We start from the raw sequence: 22,467 nt of genomic DNA, 5'->3' as shown, positions 1-22,467 counted from the left end.
GAACATCATTCAATGTAATAAATGACAGGATATACCAGAGTTCAAGGATCACAAAGAATCACCTGTTGCATATTTCGATATTAATCAAAATCTTTAAAAAAAAAACAGGCACCGAAGTACCTGTTTCTTAATTGAGTGAAAAAATGTCTTCACTTAAACCGGATCAGCTGACTCGCTGCTGCCAGCATCAGGTGAATGGGTATTATCGTTTTCCAACGCCTCCCCTTCTTCTGCCAGCCCATCTTCATCATCTTCCGGTTCAGCAACCCGCTGCAAACCGACAACTTTCTCATCCTCAGCGGTACGGATCAGTGTTACCCCCTGAGTATTCCGGCCAACAACGCTAACTTCAGACACTCGGGTGCGCACCAATGTGCCAGCATCGGTAATTATCATAATCTGATCAGTGGGCTCAACCTGAATTGCGCCGACCACGTTACCATTACGCTCGCTGACTTTAATTGAGATAACCCCCTGAGTTGCACGGGATTTGATTGGATACTCGTTTTCAGCGGTACGTTTGCCGTAACCGTTTTCAGTGACTGTCAGAATCTCCCCTTCTCCACGCGGGATAATCAGGGAAACAACTTTGTCTTCGCCACTCAATTTGATACCACGTACACCGGTGGCTGTACGCCCCATTGAACGAACAGCACCCTCTTCAAAGCGGACAACTTTACCATCAGCAGAGAACAACATGACTTCGTTACTGCCGTTAGTCAGGTCAACGCCGATCAGCTCATCACCCTCATTGAGGTTAACCGCGAGAATACCGGCACTGCGCGGACGGCTGAAATCTTGTAATGCCGTTTTCTTCACTGTCCCACTGGCCGTAGCCATAAAGACATACAGCCCTGCTTCATATTCACGCACTGGCAAAATCGCAGTAATTCGCTCATTTTGCTCCAGCGGCAAAAGGTTAACAATCGGACGGCCACGGGCACCACGGCTGGCCTCAGGTAATTGATAAACTTTCATCCAGTACAGGCGGCCACGGCTGGAGAAGCAAAGGATCGTATCGTGAGTATTCGCCACCAGCAGCCTTTCAATGAAATCTTCCTCTTTGATACGTGCTGCGGATTTCCCTTTACCACCACGGCGTTGCGCTTCATAGTCAGACAGTGGCTGATATTTGACATACCCCTGATGTGACAACGTAACAACAACATCTTCCTGATTAATCAGATCTTCGATATTGATATCAGCGGTGTTCTCCGTGATTTCAGTACGGCGGGCGTCATTATATTGCGCTTTGACTGCCAACAGCTCTTCACGGATCACCTCCATCAGGCGCTCCGGGTTTTCCAGAATGAACATTAATTCACCGATTAATGTCAGCAATTCACGGTACTCATCCAACAATTTTTCATGCTCAAGGCCAGTCAGTTTCTGCAAACGCAGATCCAGAATTGCCTGTGCCTGTTGCTCGGTCAGATAATATTTACCTTCATGCACGCCATATTGGGGTTCCAGCCATTCAGGACGAGCAGCATCATCACCGGCACGTTCAAGCATGGAAGCAACATTGCCTAATTCCCACGGCTGCGCAACTAACGCAGCTTTTGCTTCGGCCGGTGCCGGAGCACGGCGGATCAGTTCGATAATCGGATCGATATTCGCCAGCGCCACCGCCAATGCTTCAAGAATATGGGCACGATCACGGGCCTTACGTAATTCAAAAACGGTGCGACGGGTAACCACTTCGCGACGATGGCTGACAAACGCGGAAAGAATATCTTTCAGATTCAGCAGCTTTGGTTGCCCCTGATGCAGAGCCACCATGTTAATACCAAAAGAAACCTGCAACTGAGTCAGGGAATAGAGGTTATTCAGAACCACTTCACCCACCGCATCACGTTTCACTTCGATCACAATCCGCATACCGTCTTTATCAGATTCGTCACGAAGAGCACTAATCCCTTCGATGCGTTTTTCTTTCACCAGCTCGGCCATTTTTTCAATCAAGCGGGCTTTGTTAACCTGATAAGGAATTTCGTGAACCAGGATAGTTTCACGGCCATTTTTCTCATTAACTTCGATTTCAGCACGAGCACGGATATAAATTTTACCGCGGCCAGTCCGGTAAGCCTCCTGAATACCTCGACGACCATTAATGATCGCGGAAGTCGGAAAATCCGGGCCAGGAATATACTGCATCAGCCCTTCAATGCTGATGTTTTCATCTTCAATATAAGCCAGACAACCATCAATAACTTCGGATAAGTTATGGGGAGGAATGTTAGTCGCCATACCCACTGCGATACCGGAGGAGCCGTTGATCAGCAGATTAGGTACTTTGGTCGGCATTACTTCCGGGATCTGCTCTGTACCATCATAGTTCGGCACAAAATCGACAGTCTCTTTTTCCAGATCCGCCAGCAGCTCATGGGCAATTTTCGACATACGCACTTCGGTGTAACGCATCGCCGCAGCTGAGTCACCATCGACTGACCCAAAGTTACCCTGACCATCGACCAACATATAGCGCAGGGAAAACGGTTGAGCCATACGAACAATCGTATCGTAGACCGCGCCATCCCCATGTGGGTGGTATTTACCGATAACGTCGCCGACAACACGGGCAGACTTCTTGTAGGGTTTATTCCAATCATTTCCCAGTACACTCATTGCGAAAAGTACGCGACGGTGTACCGGCTTCAGTCCATCTCGAACATCTGGTAATGCGCGCCCGACAATAACAGACATCGCATAATCCAGATACGAGCTCTTCAGCTCTTCTTCGATATTAACCGGTGTGATTTCTCTGGCAATGTCGCTCATGGAGCCCACTATCCCTCATAATTCCGGATTCAAAGGTTTAGAACTATACCACAAATCAACAGTTTTATAAAAATCAGATACGGGTATTTAAAAATTAAGCCATGTATACTATGACAAAAATGGAGTGAATCCACCTGTAAAACAAGTTTAAGGAGCGACAACCGCTGATGAACGTTAAAACCCCCGCCACAACAAGCAATGTTGATCAACAGGAAATAGAGAAATTTGAAGCGGTTGCTTCCCGCTGGTGGGATTTGGACGGCGAATTTCAGCCACTGCACCGGATTAACCCACTGCGCCTGAATTATATTTTGCAGCGTTCCGGCGGCATTTTCGGTAAGAAAATCCTGGATGTGGGTTGTGGCGGCGGCATTTTGTCGGAAAGCATGGCCCGTGAAAATGCAGAAGTGACCGGGCTTGATATGGGTACTGAACCGCTTCAAGTTGCCAGATTGCACGCCCTTGAAACCGGCATCCCTGTGACTTATGTACAGGAGACCGTGGAAAGCCACGCAGAAAAATATCCACAGGCTTATGATATCGTCACCTGTATGGAAATGCTGGAGCACGTACCGGACCCACAGTCGGTTGTCCGTGCCTGTGCGCAGTTAGTCAAACCCGGTGGACACGTCTTTTTCTCTACCATTAACCGCAACAAGAAAGCCTGGCTTATGGCGGTCATCGGTGCGGAATATATTCTGAAAATGGTGCCGAAGGGGACCCATGACGCGAAGAAATTTATCCGCCCATCAGAATTAATAGGCTGGATTGACAGAACGCCACTGCAAGAACAGCACATTATCGGCCTGCATTACAACCCGCTAACAGATAAATTTACCCTCGGTCACAATGTTGATGTTAATTATATGTTACACACCCAGTATGTCTGACATATTCATCTGATCGATGAATAAAGCGGCAAATAAATCCTGTTTTCAGGAATTTTTTTACTCATTTTTGCCTGCGCTTCTGCCAGGGTAACCGCTAGTAATGATGCAGGCTTCCGGCTTTTTAATAAATTTAGTCCTCAAGTTATCCACAAAAATCCGTGTTTTTGTACACTTGATAAAAGCTGTTTTTAACATTATCTTGTTGTCATTATTTAGTGTACCCCCTACATATTGTGTTCCTTAACATTCCATTACCACTACTCTCTCGTTGGTTTCTTCACCACTGAGAAGGTTATGTTTTGGTCTTGTAAAGACACAAAGCAGGTGGGAGCAAGTCTGAAAGAAAATGTAAGGTATGCCTGTCCATGAACCATAGTCTGCTAGTAACAAAGCGTGATGGCCACAAAGAACGAATTGACCTTGAAAAAATCCACCGGGTTATTAATTGGGCAGCTGACGGTCTGAAAAATGTCTCGGTATCACAAGTAGAACTGCGTTCTCAAATCCAATTTTACGACAGTATCAAAACCTCAGATATCCACGAGACGATGATTAAAGCTGCTGCGGACCTTATCTCCGGTGATGCGCCAGACTATCAGTATCTGGCAGCCCGCCTGGCAATTTTCAACCTGCGTAAAAAAGCCTACGGTCAATTTGAGCCACCAGCCCTGTATGATCACGTATCCCGTATGGTGGAAATGGGCAAATATGACAAACACTTGCTGGCAGACTACTCGAAAGAAGAATTCGAGCAAATGAACGAGTTTATTAACCACTGGCGTGATATGAATTTCTCTTACGCAGCGGTCAAACAGCTCGAAGGTAAATATCTGGTTCAAAATCGTGTTACTGGTGAAATTTATGAGAGCGCCCAGTTTCTTTATATTCTGGTAGCCGCCTGCCTGTTCTCCGGTTACCCGAAAGAGACCCGTCTGGGCTACATCCGTCGTTTTTACGACGCGGCTTCCACATTTAAAATTTCTCTGCCGACCCCTATCATGGCAGGTGTGCGCACTCCTACCCGTCAATTCAGCTCCTGCGTGCTGATTGAGTGCGACGATAGCCTGGATTCCATTAACGCCACTTCCAGCGCCATTGTGAAATATGTTTCCCAACGCGCCGGTATTGGCATCAACGCGGGCCGTATTCGTGCGTTGGGCAGCCCAATTCGTAACGGTGAAGCTTTCCACACCGGCTGTATTCCGTTCTACAAACATTTCCAGACAGCGGTAAAATCCTGTTCGCAGGGAGGTGTCCGTGGCGGTGCCGCGACATTGTTCTATCCGTTATGGCATCTGGAAGTTGAAAGCCTGCTGGTACTGAAAAACAACCGTGGCGTTGAAGGCAACCGTGTCCGTCATATGGACTATGGCGTACAGCTCAACAAATTAATGTATGAGCGCCTGATCAAAGGTGAAGATATTACCCTGTTCAGCCCATCTGACGTCCCTGGATTATATGATGCATTCTTTGCGGATCAGGATGAATTTGAGCGCCTGTATACTCAATATGAGCAGGACAGCAATATCCGTCAACAACGCCTGAAAGCGGTTGAACTCTTCTCCCTGATGATGCAGGAACGTGCTTCCACCGGACGTATCTACATTCAGAACGTAGATCATTGCAACACTCACAGCCCATTTGATCCCTCCGTTGCCCCTGTGCGCCAGTCAAATTTGTGTCTGGAAATTGCACTGCCAACCAAGCCATTGAATGATATCAATGATAAAAACGGCGAAATCGCGCTGTGTACACTGTCCGCATTCAACCTAGGCGCAATCGAAAATCTTGATGAGCTGGAAGAATTGGCAGTTCTGGCTGTCCGGGCGCTTGACGCCCTGCTTGATTATCAGGACTACCCGCTGATTGCCGCAAAACAAGGAGCAATGGGCCGCCGTACTTTAGGTATTGGTGTCATCAACTACGCTTACTATCTGGCAAAACATGGCGCGCGTTATTCAGATGGCAGCGCTAACAACCTGACGCACAAAACATTTGAAGCTATCCAGTATTACCTGTTGAAAGCCTCTAATGAGCTGGCGAAAGAACAAGGCGCTTGCCCGTGGTTTAAAGAAACCACCTATTCTGAAGGTATCCTGCCTATCGATACCTATAAAAAAACACTGGATACACTGACCAATGAGCCATTGCACTACGACTGGGAAGCGTTGCGCCGTGATATCAAACAATATGGTCTGCGTAATTCAACATTATCCTCTTTGATGCCGTCAGAGACATCTTCACAGATCTCCAACGCCACCAACGGCATTGAACCGCCTCGTGGTTACATCAGCATCAAAGCATCAAAAGATGGCATTTTGCGTCAGGTTGTACCGGAATATGAACGTCTGAAAGGCGCTTATGAACTGCTGTGGCAAATGCCGAGTAATGATGGCTACTTGCAGTTGGTTGGTATCATGCAGAAATTTATCGATCAATCGATCTCTGCCAATACCAACTATGATCCGACACGTTTCCCTAGTGGAAAAGTGCCGATGAATCAACTGCTGAAAGATTTGCTGCTCGCCTACAAATATGGTGTGAAGACCCTGTATTACCACAATACGCGTGATGGCGCGGAAGACGTTCAGGGTGACCTGGAAGAAGTCGTGGAATCGGCTGATTCCGATTGTGAAGGCGGCGCGTGTAAGATTTAATTTGAGGAAGTTATGGCCTATACCACCTTTTCGCAGGTAAAAAACGACCAGTTACAGGAACCGATGTTCTTTGGTCAGCCGGTAAACGTAGCTCGTTATGACCAGCAAAAGTACCCAATTTTCGAGAAACTGATCGAAAAACAGCTCTCCTTCTTCTGGCGCCCGGAGGAAGTTGACGTGTCCCGCGATCGCATTGACTACAATGCTTTGCCGGATCATGAAAAGCACATTTTCATCAGTAATCTGAAATACCAAACGCTGCTGGACTCTATTCAAGGCCGCAGCCCGAACGTGGCTTTTCTGCCCTTGATCTCCATCCCTGAGCTGGAGACCTGGATTGAAACCTGGTCTTTTTCCGAGACGATTCATTCACGTTCTTATACGCACATCATCCGTAATATCGTTAACGATCCGGCGGTTGTGTTTGATGATATTGTCACCAATGAAGAGATTCTAAAACGAGCGAAAGACATTTCCGCTTATTACGATGATCTGATTGAAATGACCAATCATTACCAGTTATTTGGTGAAGGAACCCATCAGATTGCTGGTAAAACCATTAATGTCAGTCTGCGTGAACTGAAAAAGCAACTGTACCTGTGCCTGATGAGCGTTAACGCACTGGAGGCGATCCGCTTCTACGTCAGCTTTGCCTGTTCATTTGCTTTTGCCGAACGCGAACTGATGGAAGGTAACGCTAAAATCATCAAACTGATTGCCCGTGACGAAGCACTGCATCTGACAGGCACTCAGCACATGCTGAATCTGTTGCGTTCTGGTCAGGATGACCCGGAAATGGCTGAAATCGCCAAAGAGTGTGAACAACAGTGTTACGACCTGTTTGTTCAGGCGGCGGAGCAAGAAAAAGAGTGGGCAGAGTACCTGTTCAGCGAAGGCTCTATGATTGGTTTGAACAGAGATATTCTGTGTCAGTATGTTGAATACATCACCAATATCCGTATGCAGGCTGTTGGGTTAAAACTGCCATTTGAAACACGTTCTAACCCGATTCCGTGGATCAATTCCTGGCTGGTGTCTGATAACGTTCAAGTCGCGCCACAGGAAGTTGAAGTCAGTTCCTATCTGGTTGGTCAGATTGATGCTGAAGTTAACCCTGACGACCTGAGTGATTTTGAACTCTGATGACAAGCTATAAAGTAACCCTGCATGGTATGCAGGGTTATCATATTCATAGTTCTCCTGAGCTGCATAACAGTCTGCTGGAAGCGCTGGAACAAGGCAAAGTACAGGCTGAATACCAGTGCCGTGAAGGTTATTGCGGCTCCTGCCGTGTCAGGTTGGTAAAAGGTAAAGTAGGCTATCGGCGTAAGCCATTGGCTTTTGTCAATGAAGGTGAAATTCTGCCCTGCTGCTGTCATCCACTCAGTGATATTGAGATTGAGCTTTAGTATTCAAGCAGAATGGAATTCCTCAGCCCTACGCTCAAGCTCTGCAAGAAATGATGTCTTTGCTAATTCGTGAGCTTTCGGGCTCATAATGCTAATCACCTGAAAACGATCACTATCCATTCAATGCCGCACGTACACTAAATAATTATTCGAGCTTCGGCCAATCTGTGGTTTATGCTCTTCCCACGGCATTTCATCTGGCATTCTAATATGCAATTTATAGATGTTTGAATCTAGAGTCCTGCTGTTATGCTCCCATTGACCATCCCGGCCAAATACAGAAGGTAATGAGGCTGTTTTTTTCCAATGCTCTAACAACTTTGCATAAACCATTGCAACCTCATGAAACTCAACATCTTTATGAACAGTAACACTGACCTTCATTACAAAAATTCCGGCGCTGACAGACCTAGGTTTCTATGCTCTGCCGATATCATCAATTTAACTTCACTATTCGCAGGTAAATTATCGGGCTGATATGTCTTGGTCGGCGGCAGGCTTTGTTCAATAGCTGAAAGAATATCGCACGCAATATACTCAGAGCTCGCTATTGCTCTACCGAACTTTACGATATTCACCCGAAATATTTCTCGCTCAGACAAATCCGGGAAATGCTTACTTAAACTATCAGATGACAAAACGATGCGTATTGCTTCTTTTATCCTCATACAGTGTTCAATATTATCATTGGCTAATTTTCTCATCAGTACCAGATTTGAAAATAATTCACCTTGTCCTTTAGCAACACGATGAGCGATAGCCTCGGATAACGACTTTCGCGTATACTCATTCAGGCTTTGCAAGTAAGCAGTCGCTTCTGACAAAGGCAGAAAGACTCGTTCACCTTTCAGATTAAAGGTCAATGTAGATACCAAACCTGCCGATTTCTGTATCTCAACTACCGTCATCGGTAAAACGGTACTTTTAGCCGGGACAGGAGCCAGAGATGCCAGTAAAGCTGCTGTCATCGCCGGGAGAGCCATTGTTTTCGCTTGTCTCTTCATATCATTACCTCTTTCAATGTTGTCATATACCAAATTATAAACGTTGTAAATTTGGCGATCAATTCATCAAATTTCTGGTGACAAAAAAATACTCTGGTCGAAAAACTCACGAAATCACATTTCGTTAAGCTGGTATTGACTATATCAATCAAAGACTATTACTGATTAGTACAAAACAACTACCGTAAAAAATAGCCCCATTGAAATCGCCTGAATTAATATTGGGTAAAAATCATATCAACTTACTTGCTTCAAAAATAGAAAACATGTTATATACATGAACATTCGAGATAAAAAATGTAATAAACCAGATTTAAACTATAATCTTCATCAATATTTTATTAATGAACAATTCAATACAAATATATTAGGAAAATAAAAATGAAAAAAATAAAATGAGGAATTATTGGTTGTGGTGATGTTACTGAAATAAAAAGTGGCCCTGCTTTTTATAAATTAGACAATTCTGAATTAGTTGCAGTAATGAGACGTAATGCTAATTTAGCAGAAGATTTTGCCAAAAGACATCATGTTCCTAAATGGTATTCTGATGCTAATTCACTTATTAATGACAAAGACATTGATGCAGTATATATTGCAACGCCACCTTCTACACATAAAGAATATACCATTTTAGCGGCTAAAGCAGGTAAAGCGATATATGTAGAAAAACCTATGGCATTAACATTTGAAGAATGTAATGAAATGATAGCGACTTGTAGATCACAAAATGTTCCATTATTTGTGGCTTATTACAGGAGAGCATTACCCAGATTTTTAAAAATCAAAGAATTAATTGAATCAGGCGCGATAGGAACACCAAGAATAGTAAATTGCATACTTTACAGAGAGCTAGAACCCTGCTATCAGGACCCTCATCATTTACCTTGGGTTGTTAAACCAGAAATTTCCGGTGGTGGATTATTTGTTGATTTAGCATGCCATACTCTGGATATATTAGATTTTCTTTTGGGGAAAATTATTTCTGTCAAAGGACATGCAAATTCACAGGGAAATGCTTATCCAGCAGAAGACTGTGTATCAATGTCATTTATGTTTGAAAATAACATTCAAGGCGTTGGAATATGGAATTTTGTGTCGAACTCCAGATATGATAATGTTGAAATAATTGGCGACAAGGGAAAAATATCTTTTTCTACCTTTGGAAATTCAGCCATTTCATATTATGACGGAAATAATAGATTACACCAATTTAATATTAACAACCCAGAACATATAGAAATGCCATTGATTAGCACGATAATTAATGAATTACAAGGAAAAGATTTTTGCCCTTCAACGGGGGAATCCGGCTCACGAACCAGTTGGGTAATAGACCAAGTATTAAAAGATTATAGAATGAGTAATTATTTGTAAGGAATTTATTTAAAAAAAATATATTGGTTACGAATGGAACAAGATATATAGATAAAAAAAAGGTGATATTTAGACTGGAACTGATAATGAACTGGTCTGCTACCTTTTGGACTACCTTGTTCCAATCACCATTGCTGATTTGAGGTAATCGCGTAGTGACAAGAATCAGTATTACAGACCTTCCCGAAAGTCCGAAAACGGTGGTCAGAGAAGGTCAAGCTATTACTATCTACCTTTTTCTTAATGATGGCATTTATACATGGTTTAATGTCACACTTGCAATGTAATGCCAATAGCGTTACATTAGTATATTATTTATACTATCTACAGCCAAAGGAGATTCAAAATGAATGTAACAATTGAGAATCGTAAAAATAAGACGCTCAATTTGAGGATTAGGCAAGAAGATCGAGATTTAATCGATAGGGCAGCAAAAGTAAAAGGCAAAACCGTCACCGAATATGTCCTTGATACGATCAAGCGTGATGCTGAAAACACCCTATTGGAACACTCATTTATGGTTGTTTCTCCAGAAGTTTTTGATGCTTTTGTTGCTAAACTTGATGATCCGGCAGCACCAAATGAACGTCTTATCAAAACAGCAAATATGAAAAAACCTTGGTGATACAATGATAAGTAATGGCCCAACCCCATTAACAGACGATCACAATTTAGATAATTTTAATTCAGGAGTTGACACTCTTGATAATTGGTTAACAGACAAAGCATCAAAAAACCAAAAAGGAAATGCCTCACGAACATACGTTGTAAGCGAAGACAAAAATGTTATTGCCTATTATTCGTTGGCTACCGGCTCAATTATGTCGCAAGAAGCAATAAGCAAATTTAAACGCAATATACCAAACCCCATTCTGGTAATCATTTTGGGCCGTCTGGCTGTTGATAAAAATTATCAAGGAAAAGGGTTTGACCGCTATTTGGTTAGAGATGCTGCCATACGTGTCACACAAGCCGCAGATTTAGTTGGTATTAGAGGGTTAATTGTCCATGCTATCTCAGAAGACGCTAAAGCATTTTATAAATCTGTGGGTTTTGATGAATCACCTTTAAACCCAATGACGTTGATGATCACATTAAAGGATTTAAAGACAGCTTTCGGAATCAAAGGTTAATGTATATAGCTGAGCTTTTTCAAGATAATCGGTGGACACACAACTCTTTTAAAAAGATTAACTGACCACCGTTAATCAACCCACTAACTCTTTCTAACCGAACAAATAGAACACCAAGACAGCCATGTCAGAAAAGGTCAAACTGTTGTGGCGGATTCGACTAATAGACCCAAAGAAAGAGCAAAAATAACTACTCGATTGTAATTATTCATTAAAAATATAATCAATAAGAAAAATTTTACCCAATATAAAACATTGGCATATTAGTGATATTTACAGAAGCGGTAAAATCGTCCATAAACATAATTATTCATTGCGTTGTAAAAGTGATAACCTTACATGGAAGTATTCCAGTTTAATCATGATGGGTGAAATTATGAAAGATAAAAGTATGAGTTTCTCTGTAAAAAAAGATCTGGATGTTCATTCAAAAAGCTTTGATGCTATCATTTCATATATGGAAAACAGCAACGATGTTTGGGTTATAAAAGACAACGAATCTCGATTCATCTATGCCAATAATACTATGATTTGTTACAGCGGTCTTCCTAAGAATTTTAACATCGAAGGAAGGCTTGATGGTGAGTGTCCAGCACCGTGGTCTGAGTTTGAAAATATTATACAAGCTAATGATAACAATGTAATGACGAGTCAAAAGACCATTCCGGTACTTCACACCTTCACTTATGTCGGAAGAAAAAAAATAATCCAACCATTCCTGGTCAATGTTACCCCTCTAATGAAGGATGGAAAATGCATTGGAATTGTGTCGCACGGTAAAAAACTTGAAATTTATTCCATGTGTCATTTTGAAAATAATAGGCATCCTGATTCACTAACTTTTGGCACACCAACTGATTTATTTACTGATAGAGAGTTCGATATAGTATTTTTTGCGTTGCAATCACTAAGCGCTAAAAGTATAGCTAGAAAATTAGATATTTCATATAGAACGGTACAAACCCGGCTACAGATAATTTACCAGAAAATAGGAATAAATTCATTAAGCCAGTTAAAAGAATATTGCAGAGTAAGGGGGTATGATAACTATGCTCCTACCCGATTTATTAACCCTAATCCCTATATACCTCTAGCATAACAATGCACAACATCGTTGTCGTCACTATGCCAGTAGGGTTCTGCCAAGCAGAACCCCTGCACCTATCTAGCTTCGTGTGTAAGATCGATGCTTAAAAAAGGCCCCGCTTTACGGCGCTTAAGCGCCTGAAAAAACCATCGCTGAAAGATTCTTTCGTCTCCGACCATCCTGACAATTCAGCGGCAAGGCAGATAACGATATGGCTCTCGTTGCTCACCACGCCCAAAATGAAGACTACCCGGTACGTGACGAAAATGTGTCAAGACTGTCACCATTATTTACATCATGATCAAAATAATCGCCATATTGATCAAGAGAAATTACCCTGCTTTTTAATAAGGCACCAAATACAGACTCTCCTAATTCTTATTCAGATACAATTTTAAGGCCCATTTATAACTATTTAAGTCCTTTTGAAATAATTAGCGGACACACAATAGCTATTACGTGTCCACCTTAATTAACTCTATAAATCAAAACTCATAACTAATCAGTGAAAACAAACTATTGCTTTATCATCAAACATAACTTCTGCAACGTGAAAAAGCCAGCCGTAATGCGGCACCCACTTCCGCAGGGGAGCTGTCTGCCGGGATGATGACATAATCAGATTCAACAATGCCTTTTCCTGTCCAGAGCTCAAGTTTTTCATGGCCAGTAGGTCGTATTGTGATATTTCCATCCAGCAATTGTATACCACAATCTCGCATTCTTTTAAATAATTGACGTTTTGAACGATAACCATAAGTTTTGATTAATTCATCAATCCATTCTTTATATTGTTCATCACACTTCTCTGGCTCAAAGAAATCATCTATCTCTTCCAAAGGAATGAGCCGACTCTTAAATAACGCATCAAGAACTGCCATACCTAATTGCTCATCATCTACATCAGGAGATAGCAAATAGTAACTCCCTTGTGGATCAGCGCCTAACATCCGATAACCAGAAAAAGTTTCAATGCAGTAAAAATCGCCATTAAACATGCATCTAGCATTTCTCCATCGTTTAAAAACTTCGCTCATTATTTCACCACTATAATTTTGACATTGACATTTTTTTCTGAGCCATAAGATATTGCTCGGTTAATTTGCTCCCATTGTTCTACTGTTGTAGCTTTGGGTACAGCAATCCGAACTTCACGCTGTGAAATCATTCCTGCATTTAAGTTCTTTTTACCTAGTCTCGCCTCGGTAAAGTTTACTGTGGCATCTATATTCCCTTTTATAGAAGTATAAAGTTGTTTTGGATTTTTAATTCTTGAAGCAGTACGTGTATCCAATGTTTTTACACTGACAGCCAAACCTGTTTTTCCATCATAAAAATCAAAAGTCTCAAACCTTTCAGGCAATCGAGAACCTTTAGACATCTGCGTAGCAACAAAGTCCTCAAAAGGATACCCCTGTTTATAGTTACCTTCTCCCCACGTCATTTGGGTTTTGCTGCCATCTTTTTCTACCCGATACACATGACGAATGTCTACTGTTGGATGCGGATCTTTTGATATCACTTTCGATAATTTAGCTGCACCAGATGTCGATCCCTTGACCGCGCCAAAGCCACCAACCATCATGCTGGCCATCTCAGTGACAATTTTTCCTGCTTCCAAGCCAGCGTTATAGGCACCCTCAGGACCGGCTTTTTCATATTCGGCTTTGACAATATCAAGCTGCTTGAGATAACCATCCTTTGTCGCTTGCCAGATAAAGCCGGGCATATCCTCCTGAATCAACAGTATTCTAAGCGATTCAATGACTTCCGAAGGATTAGATACCGCCCCGACAATTGCCATCACACTATCATAAAGTTCTGATGGAATACCGGATATAAAACCCGCCGCTAAAGAGCCATCTTGCGTGTTACTAATCAAGCCCCATTTAGCAAAAATCTGCACTTTTTTAAGGTAATTGGATTCTGCGGCAAGCTCTTTCTCCATTAATTACTGCTGGTGATGAGCTAGGTAATTATAACGGAAAGTGTTCTCCGCACCGGCAAAGCCACCAAAAGCACGGGCAATTTGCGCTTGCCGTTCCGATGTTTTCTGCCATTCTTCAGCTTTGATGATGTTATCACCCATCATGATACCGGCCAGTTCCGCAGCCAACGCCCCCGCCATTGCACCTTTGGCATTTCCTCGACCAATTTCAGCACTGATGCCCGCCACAACTGCGTGGCTCAATGTTTTGCCCGGCACTCCCAATACCTCGCCATTATCACCAATCAATCTGGCACCTTCGGCATGAATCTGGCTGCCAATATTAGATAACAAAGCAGTAGTCAGGTTATCTTTAAAGCTGCCGCCATTAATCGTAGTATTCAGGCTGGAACTAATAATGGACTGACCGGCTACCCGCTGGACAACTTTGTTCCAATCACCATTGCTGATTTGAGGTAATTTCGCTTTTGTCGGATCGAGCTTAGTGCCATCAGCCGCTTTATCCCATCCCATGTAGGAATCAAATCCGGCCAATGCACCACCAATCGCCATTGAGGTAATAGTTGATTTAACCGTATCACTGCTACCCAATGTTTTTAACGCTTTGGATATATCACCCTGACTATCCACAATAGCGACAGCCGCCTGTGCCGCCAGTGATGACATTCCCGCAGTTAACGCACCACCCGCAACGCTATTACCCGCATAAGATGCAACAGATGCTGACAGAGAGCTGCCTGCTGTTGCCGCCGCTGCTGCAATAGCAATCACCGCAGAAACCACCGGATTTAAATGCTGGCTCTTATGATCCCAACTGTTATAAGCATCCTTGACCAAATTCCATTGAGCATCTTTACGTTCACTGAGTCCTTTCAGCCAAGCCGTTTCCGGCGTATTACCGAAGATTGATATGGCATTCTGTAATGACTGACCATTTTTTGCTTTGATATCAGCGCTAACACCATTTGCTGCATCTACGGTAAGTTTTCCGCCGATATGAATAGCAGGAAGAATCCACGTATCTTTGGTATAACCTTGATCCCTGTGTTTGATATAAAAGCCTTTTGATTGGGTAATAGTCTGTTCAAAAGTAGTATTTTTTACCGCCTTAAAGTTGACTTTACCGTGAGGTTTGCATGTATCTGAACCGCCTTTCCGTTGATATCTGTACCGCTGATAACACTGATATTATTTCCCGCGGTTAATCGGCTGCTTAATTCTCCTGAACGTGATGAAGGGAATAATTTACTCAGTGAAGGAGATAATTCACGGGGAGTCAGATCAATACTTTTTGCAGAAGTTAAATTGATGTCTTTTCCTGCGAAGAAACGAATACTCTTAGCAGATAAATTTCCACCGGCATTAATCACAATAGGAGTATTGCCCACCCAATGAGAGGCGTTCGCTGGCGTAAAGGTTGTCCAATGTGGTCTGGCCGTAAATAGATGAGAGGTAATAAAAAGAAGCTACGGCTCTGGTAGTTATTACGAAAATCACTGTTACGACTAGCAGATAATGACCACTGTTATCAGTACCCAAACTGGCACTGACCGGCAAATGAGTCGATATTCGTTTTAAGATACAAACTGTAATTATATGTTTACAATTAGTGTAACCATTATTTGACAGAAGCAAATTGATCCTTTAGCCTCCCTTTCTATAACTATTTCAATCAGTTCAAAAGCAGAGGAAAGCGTGAAGAATCGCACTATTGGCAGTATTTTTATCGTCGCCGGGACGACAATTGGTGCAGGGATGCTGGCTATGCCACTGGCTGCGGCCGGTGTTGGTTTTGGGACAACCTTCGTGATGTTAGTCGCTCTTTGGGTTTTGATGAGCTATACCGCTTTATTGCTGGTGGAAGTTTATCAGTACAGCCCGGCAGATACCGGCTTAGGAACCGTAGCAAAACGCTATCTGGGACGTGGTGGTCAATGGCTTACCGGTTTCAGTATGTTATTCCTGATGTATGCCCTGACCACCGCTTATATCAGCGGTGCCGGTGAATTGCTTGCAGGCAGCCTGTCTTCATGGCTGGATAAACCCGTTCCGGTCTCATTTGGGATACTGATTTTCACCGTTGTCGCAGGTTGTGTTGTCACTATCGGTACTCAATCTGTCGATATGATTAACCGCTTGCTGTTTACTGCAAAAATCATCTTCCTGGTGATTATGTTGGCCGTCATGATGCCTCATATCAAAAACACGAACCTGCTCTCCATGCCCCTAGAGCAAGGTCTGGTATTATCAGCAATTCCCGTAGTATTCACCTCTTTTGGCTTTCACGGCAGTGTGCCAAGCATCGTGAGTTATATGGGCGGCGATACCCGCAAGTTACGCAAAATATTTGTTATCGGCAGTGCTATCCCATTGACTGCCTATATTCTGTGGCAATTAGCAACACTGGGAGCAATTTCTTCCCCTACTTTTGTCGGCATTCTGGCAGAACAGGCAGGGCTGAATGGGCTGTTACAGGCAGTGAGAGACGTCGTTGCCACTCCTCGTGTAGAGCTTGCTGTCCGTCTGTTTGCTGACCTGGCACTGGCAACCTCATTTCTTGGTGTCTCTTTAGGTCTATTTGATTACATGGCGGATCTGTTCAAACGCCGTAACAATGCGACAGGCCGCCTGCAAACAGGGGTGATTACTTTTATTCCACCATTGCTTTGTGCGTTGTACTATCCAAACTTTGTTATGGCTCTGACTTTCGCCGCTGTAGCACTGTCTATTCTTGCTCTGCTACTGCCTTCAATGCTGGCATGGCGCAGCCGCCAAATTGAACAAGCAGCTTATCGGGTCATAGGCGGAAAGCCCGCTTTGGTGCTGGTATTTCTTTGTGGAATCGCAGTTATTGCTATCCAGATTGGTATTGTCAGCGGATTGCTGCCGGAAGTGGGTTAATCCTAAGTTGAAATTGTCCGCATCAAAAATGATGCGGATTGAGTTCATCAAAACAGTTTAGAAATGTTTAAACCCGCACCAACATAAAACCCATCAGCCAGTTTGTTATCACCAATTGCAGCTGAAGTATTGGTGAAATGGCGACCAGCTTGAACATTCACCGAAATCGCATTCGCTGTCCCGGCAATGAACAATAAACCGGTTGCTGCTGCGGCAAGATAAGCCTTCATATATTTCCCCTTTATTTACTTAATGTTAAGCATCTTACTTAAATAGAACTAAACCTGTAGACAACAAAAGGAAATGAATCATCTATACTTACTAAATATGTGTGAATTTTTAATTTCATTTATTTAATAATTAAATATGTAAATAATTTTATATTAAACAATAAAGTAAAAAACAATAAATAACTTATAGAAAAAATACAACATTTGAATTTTAACATTTGACCAGAACTATTTTTTTAATCAGCGATTACGCTGTTTTTTTTCATGTAAAACAGGAGAAGTGTGATGAAAAAGAGAGGACTGACAACGACTGCCGGAGCCCCTGTCGTTGACAATAATAATGTCATAACCGCAGGCCAACGTGGTCCTATGTTGTTACAAGATGTTTGGTTCTTAGAAAAACTTGCCCATTTTGACCGTGAAGTTATTCCAGAGCGCCGTATGCACGCCAAAGGCTCTGGAGCTTATGGAACCTTTGTTGTTACTCACGATATCACTCAGTACACCAGCGCTAAGATTTTCTCTGAAATAGGCAAAAAAACAGAAATGTTTGCCCGTTTCTCAACTGTCGCCGGTGAGCGCGGGGCAGCAGATGCGGAACGTGATATTCGTGGTTTTGCACTTAAGTTCTATACTGAAGAAGGTAACTGGGATTTAGTCGGTAACAATACTCCGGTATTCTATCTTCGTGACCCCCTGAAATTCCCAGATCTTAACCATGTTGTTAAACGTGATCCGCATACCAACTTGCGTAATCCTGCCTACAAATGGGATTTTTTCTCCCATCAACCTGAATCACTGCACCAATTAACCATTGATTTCAGTGACCGTGGTATACCCAGATCTTTCCGCCATATGCACGGTTTTGGTAGCCATGCATTCAGCTTTATCAACTCAGATAATGAACGTTTCTGGGTGAAATTTCACTTCCGTTGTCAGCAGGGCATTAAAAATCTGTTGGATGATGAAGTGGAAGCGCTGGTCGGTAAAGATCGCGAAAGTTCTCAGCGTGACTTTTTTACAGCCATTGAACAAGGAGATTATCCACGCTGGAAATTGAAGGTTCAGATTATGCCAGAGGAGGAAGCTTCTCAGGTGCCATACAATCCATTTGATTTGACAAAAGTATGGCCTCATGGCGATTATCCAATGATTGATGTCGGTTATTTCGAGCTGACCCGCAACCCTGAGAACTACTTCTCAGAAGTGGAACAGGCCGCTTTCAACCCGGCTAATGTCGTGCCAGGTATCAGTTTCTCCCCTGATAAGATGTTACAGGGCCGCCTGTTCTCCTATGGTGATGCCCAACGTTATCGCCTTGGCGTTAACCACCATCAAATTCCGGTTAATACACCTCGCTGTCCGTTCCACAATTTCCACCGTGATGGTGCAATGCGCGTGGATGGCAACAGCGGAAACACGGTGACTTATGAACCAAACAACGCCGGGTTATTCCAGGAACAACCTGAATTCAAACACCCATCATTGTCTTTAGAAGGAGACGCTGACCACTGGAACCACCGTAAAGATGAAGATTATTTCAGTCAGCCTCGTGCACTGTTTAACTTAATCAACAGTAAAGAGCATCAGCGTATGTTCGACCGTATCGCCAGTGAACTGTCACAAGCACATGAAGAGACTCAACGCCGTCAGGTTGAGCTATTTAGAAAAGTTCACCCAGAATATGGTGCTGGTGTCGAAAAAGCGCTGCAAAAATTAAAGACTGATTGCTAACAACACCGTATCATTAATTATCTCTGCCCATGACTCCATTAGTGATAATGGGCAGTACAAAATTCAACATATTGATAGCAAATCAACATAGCTCAAGAGAAACCGGGTAAATCCAATACCCATTTTTTGATCTGCTGACGGGAAATCTTAATACCGTCGTTTTTAAACTGTTGAGGTAAGAGATAATAAGCTGCCGGACGCTGAAAAACCGCCAGTTTATCAACCAACCATTCAGGTAATAAATCAATAATTTCAGGCGAGTGACTATCAATGACAACGACAGGGCGATAACCAAATTCCGGATCGGGCACAGGAACAGCAAAACTTTGTTCTACCTGTGGGTAGGTGTTAATCATGCGTTCAATCTCTTCCGGTTGAATGCCTTCTCCACCGCTGAAAAACTGATTATCCATCCGGCCAAGTATGCGTAATTCACCCTGTTGTATCACTCCCCGATCACGGGTATGAAACCAGCCATCATGATCAACCAATGGTTGTAATTTTCCATCCAACCAGTATCCACAAGCAAGGCTGTCAGAACGAATTTGAATCTCCTCCTTGCTCAACCGAACTTCCTTACCCGGTAATGGATTTCCCACGCCAAGAAACTCATCTGCTCGTTTAACGCATACCGTTGAAGCCAATTCGGTTAAACCATAACTACACCAACAACGAATACCTTGCTGCTCGGCCCTTTGCGTCAATTCAACGGGGATCATTGCCCCACCCAGAAGCACTTCTTTCAAATTCGGCAGCTGATTTTGGGGCTGCTCCAGTAACCGCCAGAGCTGAGTCGGCACCAATGAAGCATGAGTACAATCGGCTAAAGCATGCTCCAACGGATTGATATTTCTCAGGACCAGAGAAGCCCCTTTCATTAACCAACGCCAGATAATCCCCTGACCAGAGACATGAAACAACGGCAATGAGAGCAACCAGCTATCTTGCTGCTGAAAATTCATCACAGAAAGGACATCCCGTGCACTGGAAAGATGCGCATGAATTGAGTGAACAGCAGCTTTAGGTAACCCGGAAGAGCCGGAAGTCAAAATCATACTGGCTGGACGTATTGCGTCCCATACTGCTGAGTTACCACCAGAATTCAGTGGCTCACTTTGCCAATCAAGGGATCTGGCATCTATAACGGGCAAATCGCCACCACAGAAATCAGCAACAAAATCAATATTCAGATGAGGCAGTAATTCAGACAAAAGCACTTCTGGCAATTGGGGATTCAGTGGCAACACCCGCGCACCACACTGTAGTGCAGCAAGATAACCCAGCAACATCTGTTCGCTATTTTTCCCCCGCAGCATGACGCCACTTCCTTCAATTACCCCCTGTTGGCGGAAATTTGCCGCAATTGCATCCAAAGCAGCCACCAACTGATGCCAGTTTAAAACACGATCACACAACCGAATGGCAATATTTTCGGGGCTAAAAGATGCCCAGTAGTGCCACGGCCACTGGGTAAATGGATTTAACTGCGCCATGCGATTTCCAATTCATCCAATCCCGTCACTGGAATCGTGCTATCCGGCCAGCGGCGCACTAACTGAGACTGAATAAGTTCCAGCGTATCCAACCCTGGAATGGTCGCAGGTGTCAGCCAATGAGCAATGCGGGCAAGTTGAGTCAGACCAAAACTGGTTTCAATACTGGAGCTGATCACCGTTTCCAACCCGGCATTGTGCGCTGCTGAAATCAACTGACGACAACGGGCAAGACTTCCTGTCAAGGTGGGTTTGATTACGACAGCAGCCACACCTTCTTGGGCCTCCACACTGAAACCTTCATCACGGAGACTTTCATCCCAGGCAATGGCGATCCCAGTATCACGGGCAAAAGCGAGCGATTCTGCCGAGGTTTGGCAAGGCTCTTCCAAAAAGGCAATTCGGTTGCGGTAATCAGGATTCACATATTTAGCGAAACCGTCCGCTTTAGCACGGCTCCAGCTACGGTTAGCATCCAGTCGCAAAGATAAATCCGGTACCGCTTCCAGCAGAACATTTACCACCATACCGTCACGCACCGCTTCATACAGCCCGACTTTCACTTTGGCAACCTTTTGTCCACTCATTTCACTGAGACGAACAATCAGTTCATCAGGATCACCGTTACACAATGGCGCTTTCCGGTAATCAGCTTCTTCCGGCAATTCACCCTGTAATTCAGCTAATGCGCAGCTAATCCCAAATGCAACAGAAGGCAATTTACTTTCGCCCGGTTCAGCATCAAGGCACCACGGTTTAAGCCATTCCACCGCAGCTTCCCCCGCCTGTTCAACAGTTTCTTTGCTAAATTCTGGCAGGGGCGAAATCTCTCCCCATCCCTGTTGACCATTTTCCTGCAAGTGAACCAAAAAGCCATCACGGGTTTTAAGCCGCTGATAGCGCAGGATAACACCTGCCTCCAGCGGCAGTCTGAACCGGTATAAAATTGCAGTACGCATTATGGGTTACGTTTAAATTGGCTGAAATCAGGTTGGCGTTTCTCATTAAAGGCGTTACGCCCTTCCTGACCTTCTTCTGTCATGTAGAAAAGCATAGTGGCGTTACCGGCCAGCTCCTGCAATCCAGCCTGGCCGTCACAATCAGCATTCAGAGCAGCTTTCAAACAACGCAAGGCGATTGGACTATTTTCCAGCATTTCACGGCACCAGCGGACCGCCTCTTTTTCCAGATCTGCATAAGGTACAACGGTGTTAACCAGCCCCATATCCAATGCTTGTTTCGCATCATATTGACGACACAGGAACCAGATTTCACGGGCTTTTTTCTGACCGACAACCCGTGCCATATAAGATGCCCCCCAACCGCCGTCAAAAGAACCGACTTTAGGCCCAGTCTGACCAAAAACAGCATTATCAGCGGCGATAGTCAGGTCACACACCAAATGCAATACATGACCGCCTCCAATCGCATATCCGGACACCATAGCAACGACGGGTTTTGGACAAGTACGGATCTGGCGCTGGAAATCCAACACATTCAGATGATGGGTGCCTCTGGCATCTTGATAACCACCGTAGTCACCCCGGACTTTTTGATCACCACCAGCACAAAAGGCTTTTTCACCCATACCGGTCAGGATAATCACACCGATGGTGTCATCATAACGAGCATCATCCAGCGCTTGCATCATCTCTTGAACAGTCAATGGACGGAACGCATTACGTACTTGCGGGCGATTGATGGTGATTTTAGCAATACCATCGATGGATTTGTGATAAAGAATATCTTCAAATTCTCCAGAGCAGTCCTGCCATTCAATCGGGGCATATAGCTCTTCTTCGCTCGGGTAAATCATATTCGTA

18 protein-coding genes and 3 pseudogenes are annotated in these 22,467 nt (G+C 43.7%); 10 read left to right on the top strand and 11 right to left on the bottom strand.

Going from position 1 to position 22,467, the window contains the following annotated elements:
• Positions 1-153: 153 nt before the first annotated feature.
• On the bottom strand, positions 154-2,781 hold the full coding sequence (gyrA, locus tag C5471_RS13575) for a DNA topoisomerase (ATP-hydrolyzing) subunit A (RefSeq protein WP_133814666.1): 2,628 nt from the start codon (positions 2,779-2,781) through the stop codon (positions 154-156).
• A 167-nt stretch (positions 2,782-2,948) separates the two neighbouring features.
• Here gyrA and ubiG point away from each other — a divergent pair, with 167 nt between their 5' ends.
• From ubiG to yfaE, 4 genes are all read left to right on the top strand, one after another.
• Positions 2,949-3,671, top strand: a complete 723-nt coding sequence (gene ubiG, locus C5471_RS13570; RefSeq protein ID WP_133814665.1) for a bifunctional 2-polyprenyl-6-hydroxyphenol methylase/3-demethylubiquinol 3-O-methyltransferase UbiG — start codon at positions 2,949-2,951, stop codon at positions 3,669-3,671.
• 365 nt (positions 3,672-4,036) lie between these two features.
• Positions 4,037-6,328, top strand: coding sequence for a class 1a ribonucleoside-diphosphate reductase subunit alpha (gene nrdA / locus C5471_RS13565; RefSeq protein ID WP_133814664.1), 2,292 nt, complete (start codon positions 4,037-4,039; stop codon positions 6,326-6,328).
• A gap of 12 nt (positions 6,329-6,340) precedes the next feature.
• The gene (nrdB, locus tag C5471_RS13560; RefSeq protein ID WP_133814663.1) at positions 6,341-7,471 is read left to right on the top strand and encodes a class Ia ribonucleoside-diphosphate reductase subunit beta; all 1,131 of its coding nucleotides are present in this window, start codon (positions 6,341-6,343) and stop codon (positions 7,469-7,471) included.
• Entirely contained in the window at positions 7,471-7,737 is a 267-nt protein-coding gene (gene yfaE, locus C5471_RS13555; protein WP_021325288.1) for a class I ribonucleotide reductase maintenance protein YfaE, read from the top strand. The genes nrdB and yfaE overlap by 1 nt, the downstream gene beginning before the upstream one ends.
• Positions 7,738-7,740: 3 nt before the next feature.
• Here the strand turns inward: yfaE and C5471_RS13550 are convergent.
• Together C5471_RS13550 and C5471_RS13545 are read right to left on the bottom strand one after the other, a co-directional pair.
• Positions 7,741-8,070: pseudogene (locus tag C5471_RS13550) on the bottom strand (type II toxin-antitoxin system YafO family toxin).
• Between the two features lie 50 nt (positions 8,071-8,120).
• A complete protein-coding gene (locus C5471_RS13545; RefSeq protein WP_166295979.1) occupies positions 8,121-8,741 on the bottom strand; it encodes an iron-sulfur cluster assembly scaffold protein SufA in 621 nt (206 codons plus the stop codon).
• 402 nt (positions 8,742-9,143) lie between these two features.
• Here C5471_RS13545 and C5471_RS13540 point away from each other — a divergent pair, with 402 nt between their 5' ends.
• From C5471_RS13540 to C5471_RS13525, 4 genes are all read left to right on the top strand, one after another.
• Positions 9,144-10,118, top strand: a complete 975-nt coding sequence (locus C5471_RS13540; protein WP_339959285.1) for a Gfo/Idh/MocA family protein — start codon at positions 9,144-9,146, stop codon at positions 10,116-10,118.
• Positions 10,119-10,464: 346 nt separating this feature from the next.
• The gene (locus C5471_RS13535) at positions 10,465-10,743 is read left to right on the top strand and encodes a type II toxin-antitoxin system TacA family antitoxin (protein WP_021325292.1); all 279 of its coding nucleotides are present in this window, start codon (positions 10,465-10,467) and stop codon (positions 10,741-10,743) included.
• 7 nt (positions 10,744-10,750) lie between these two features.
• On the top strand, positions 10,751-11,251 hold the full coding sequence (locus C5471_RS13530; RefSeq protein ID WP_133814712.1) for a GNAT family N-acetyltransferase: 501 nt from the start codon (positions 10,751-10,753) through the stop codon (positions 11,249-11,251).
• 376 nt (positions 11,252-11,627) lie between these two features.
• Positions 11,628-12,350, top strand: coding sequence for a helix-turn-helix transcriptional regulator (locus C5471_RS13525; protein ID WP_133814662.1), 723 nt, complete (start codon positions 11,628-11,630; stop codon positions 12,348-12,350).
• Between the two features lie 518 nt (positions 12,351-12,868).
• Here C5471_RS13525 and C5471_RS13520 read toward each other — a convergent pair.
• The 4 genes and pseudogenes from C5471_RS13520 to C5471_RS13510 form a co-directional block, all read right to left on the bottom strand.
• A complete protein-coding gene (locus C5471_RS13520) occupies positions 12,869-13,375 on the bottom strand; it encodes a contact-dependent growth inhibition system immunity protein (RefSeq protein WP_133814661.1) in 507 nt (168 codons plus the stop codon).
• Positions 13,375-15,414, bottom strand: a pseudogene (locus tag C5471_RS25065) (DUF637 domain-containing protein); the annotation flags it as partial. The pseudogene C5471_RS25065 and the gene C5471_RS13520, both read right to left, overlap by 1 nt.
• Positions 15,387-15,674: a hypothetical protein gene (locus C5471_RS24395; RefSeq protein ID WP_242688708.1), complete on the bottom strand. Its 288-nt coding sequence runs from the start codon at positions 15,672-15,674 to the stop codon at positions 15,387-15,389. The pseudogene C5471_RS25065 and the gene C5471_RS24395, both read right to left, overlap by 28 nt.
• Positions 15,661-15,750: pseudogene (locus C5471_RS13510) on the bottom strand (ShlB/FhaC/HecB family hemolysin secretion/activation protein); the annotation flags it as partial. The pseudogene C5471_RS13510 and the gene C5471_RS24395, both read right to left, overlap by 14 nt.
• A 231-nt stretch (positions 15,751-15,981) precedes the next feature.
• Between C5471_RS13510 and tyrP the strand changes: the two are divergent.
• On the top strand, positions 15,982-17,187 hold the full coding sequence (tyrP, locus tag C5471_RS13505; RefSeq protein ID WP_133814660.1) for a tyrosine transporter TyrP: 1,206 nt from the start codon (positions 15,982-15,984) through the stop codon (positions 17,185-17,187).
• Positions 17,188-17,234: 47 nt separating this feature from the next.
• On the opposite strand, the gene C5471_RS13500 is transcribed toward tyrP, so the two are convergent.
• On the bottom strand, positions 17,235-17,417 hold the full coding sequence (locus C5471_RS13500) for a YfaZ family protein (RefSeq protein ID WP_242688700.1): 183 nt from the start codon (positions 17,415-17,417) through the stop codon (positions 17,235-17,237).
• A gap of 285 nt (positions 17,418-17,702) precedes the next feature.
• Between C5471_RS13500 and C5471_RS13495 the strand changes: the two genes are divergently transcribed.
• Entirely contained in the window at positions 17,703-19,151 is a 1,449-nt protein-coding gene (locus C5471_RS13495) for a catalase (RefSeq protein WP_133814659.1), read from the top strand.
• A 92-nt stretch (positions 19,152-19,243) separates the two neighbouring features.
• On the opposite strand, the gene menE is transcribed toward C5471_RS13495, so the two are convergent.
• Genes menE through menB form a run of 3 tightly spaced genes read right to left on the bottom strand, consistent with a single transcriptional unit; the run spans position 19,244 to position 22,460 of the window.
• Positions 19,244-20,644 carry an o-succinylbenzoate--CoA ligase gene (menE, locus tag C5471_RS13490; RefSeq protein ID WP_133814658.1) on the bottom strand — a complete coding sequence of 467 codons (1,401 nt, stop codon included), beginning with the start codon at positions 20,642-20,644 and terminating at the stop codon, positions 19,244-19,246.
• Entirely contained in the window at positions 20,632-21,603 is a 972-nt protein-coding gene (menC, locus tag C5471_RS13485; protein WP_133814657.1) for an o-succinylbenzoate synthase, read from the bottom strand. The genes menE and menC overlap by 13 nt, the downstream gene beginning before the upstream one ends.
• On the bottom strand, positions 21,603-22,460 hold the full coding sequence (menB, locus tag C5471_RS13480; RefSeq protein WP_133814656.1) for a 1,4-dihydroxy-2-naphthoyl-CoA synthase: 858 nt from the start codon (positions 22,458-22,460) through the stop codon (positions 21,603-21,605). Before menB ends, menC begins: the two co-directional genes overlap by 1 nt.
• Positions 22,461-22,467 lie beyond the last annotated feature (7 nt).

The organism is Photorhabdus tasmaniensis (assembly GCF_011189505.1).
GTDB classification, from domain to species: Bacteria; Pseudomonadota; Gammaproteobacteria; order Enterobacterales; family Enterobacteriaceae; genus Photorhabdus; species Photorhabdus tasmaniensis.
Note: the sequence above shows the minus strand (reverse complement) of the source record. Positions and strands in the feature narration are given on the sequence as shown.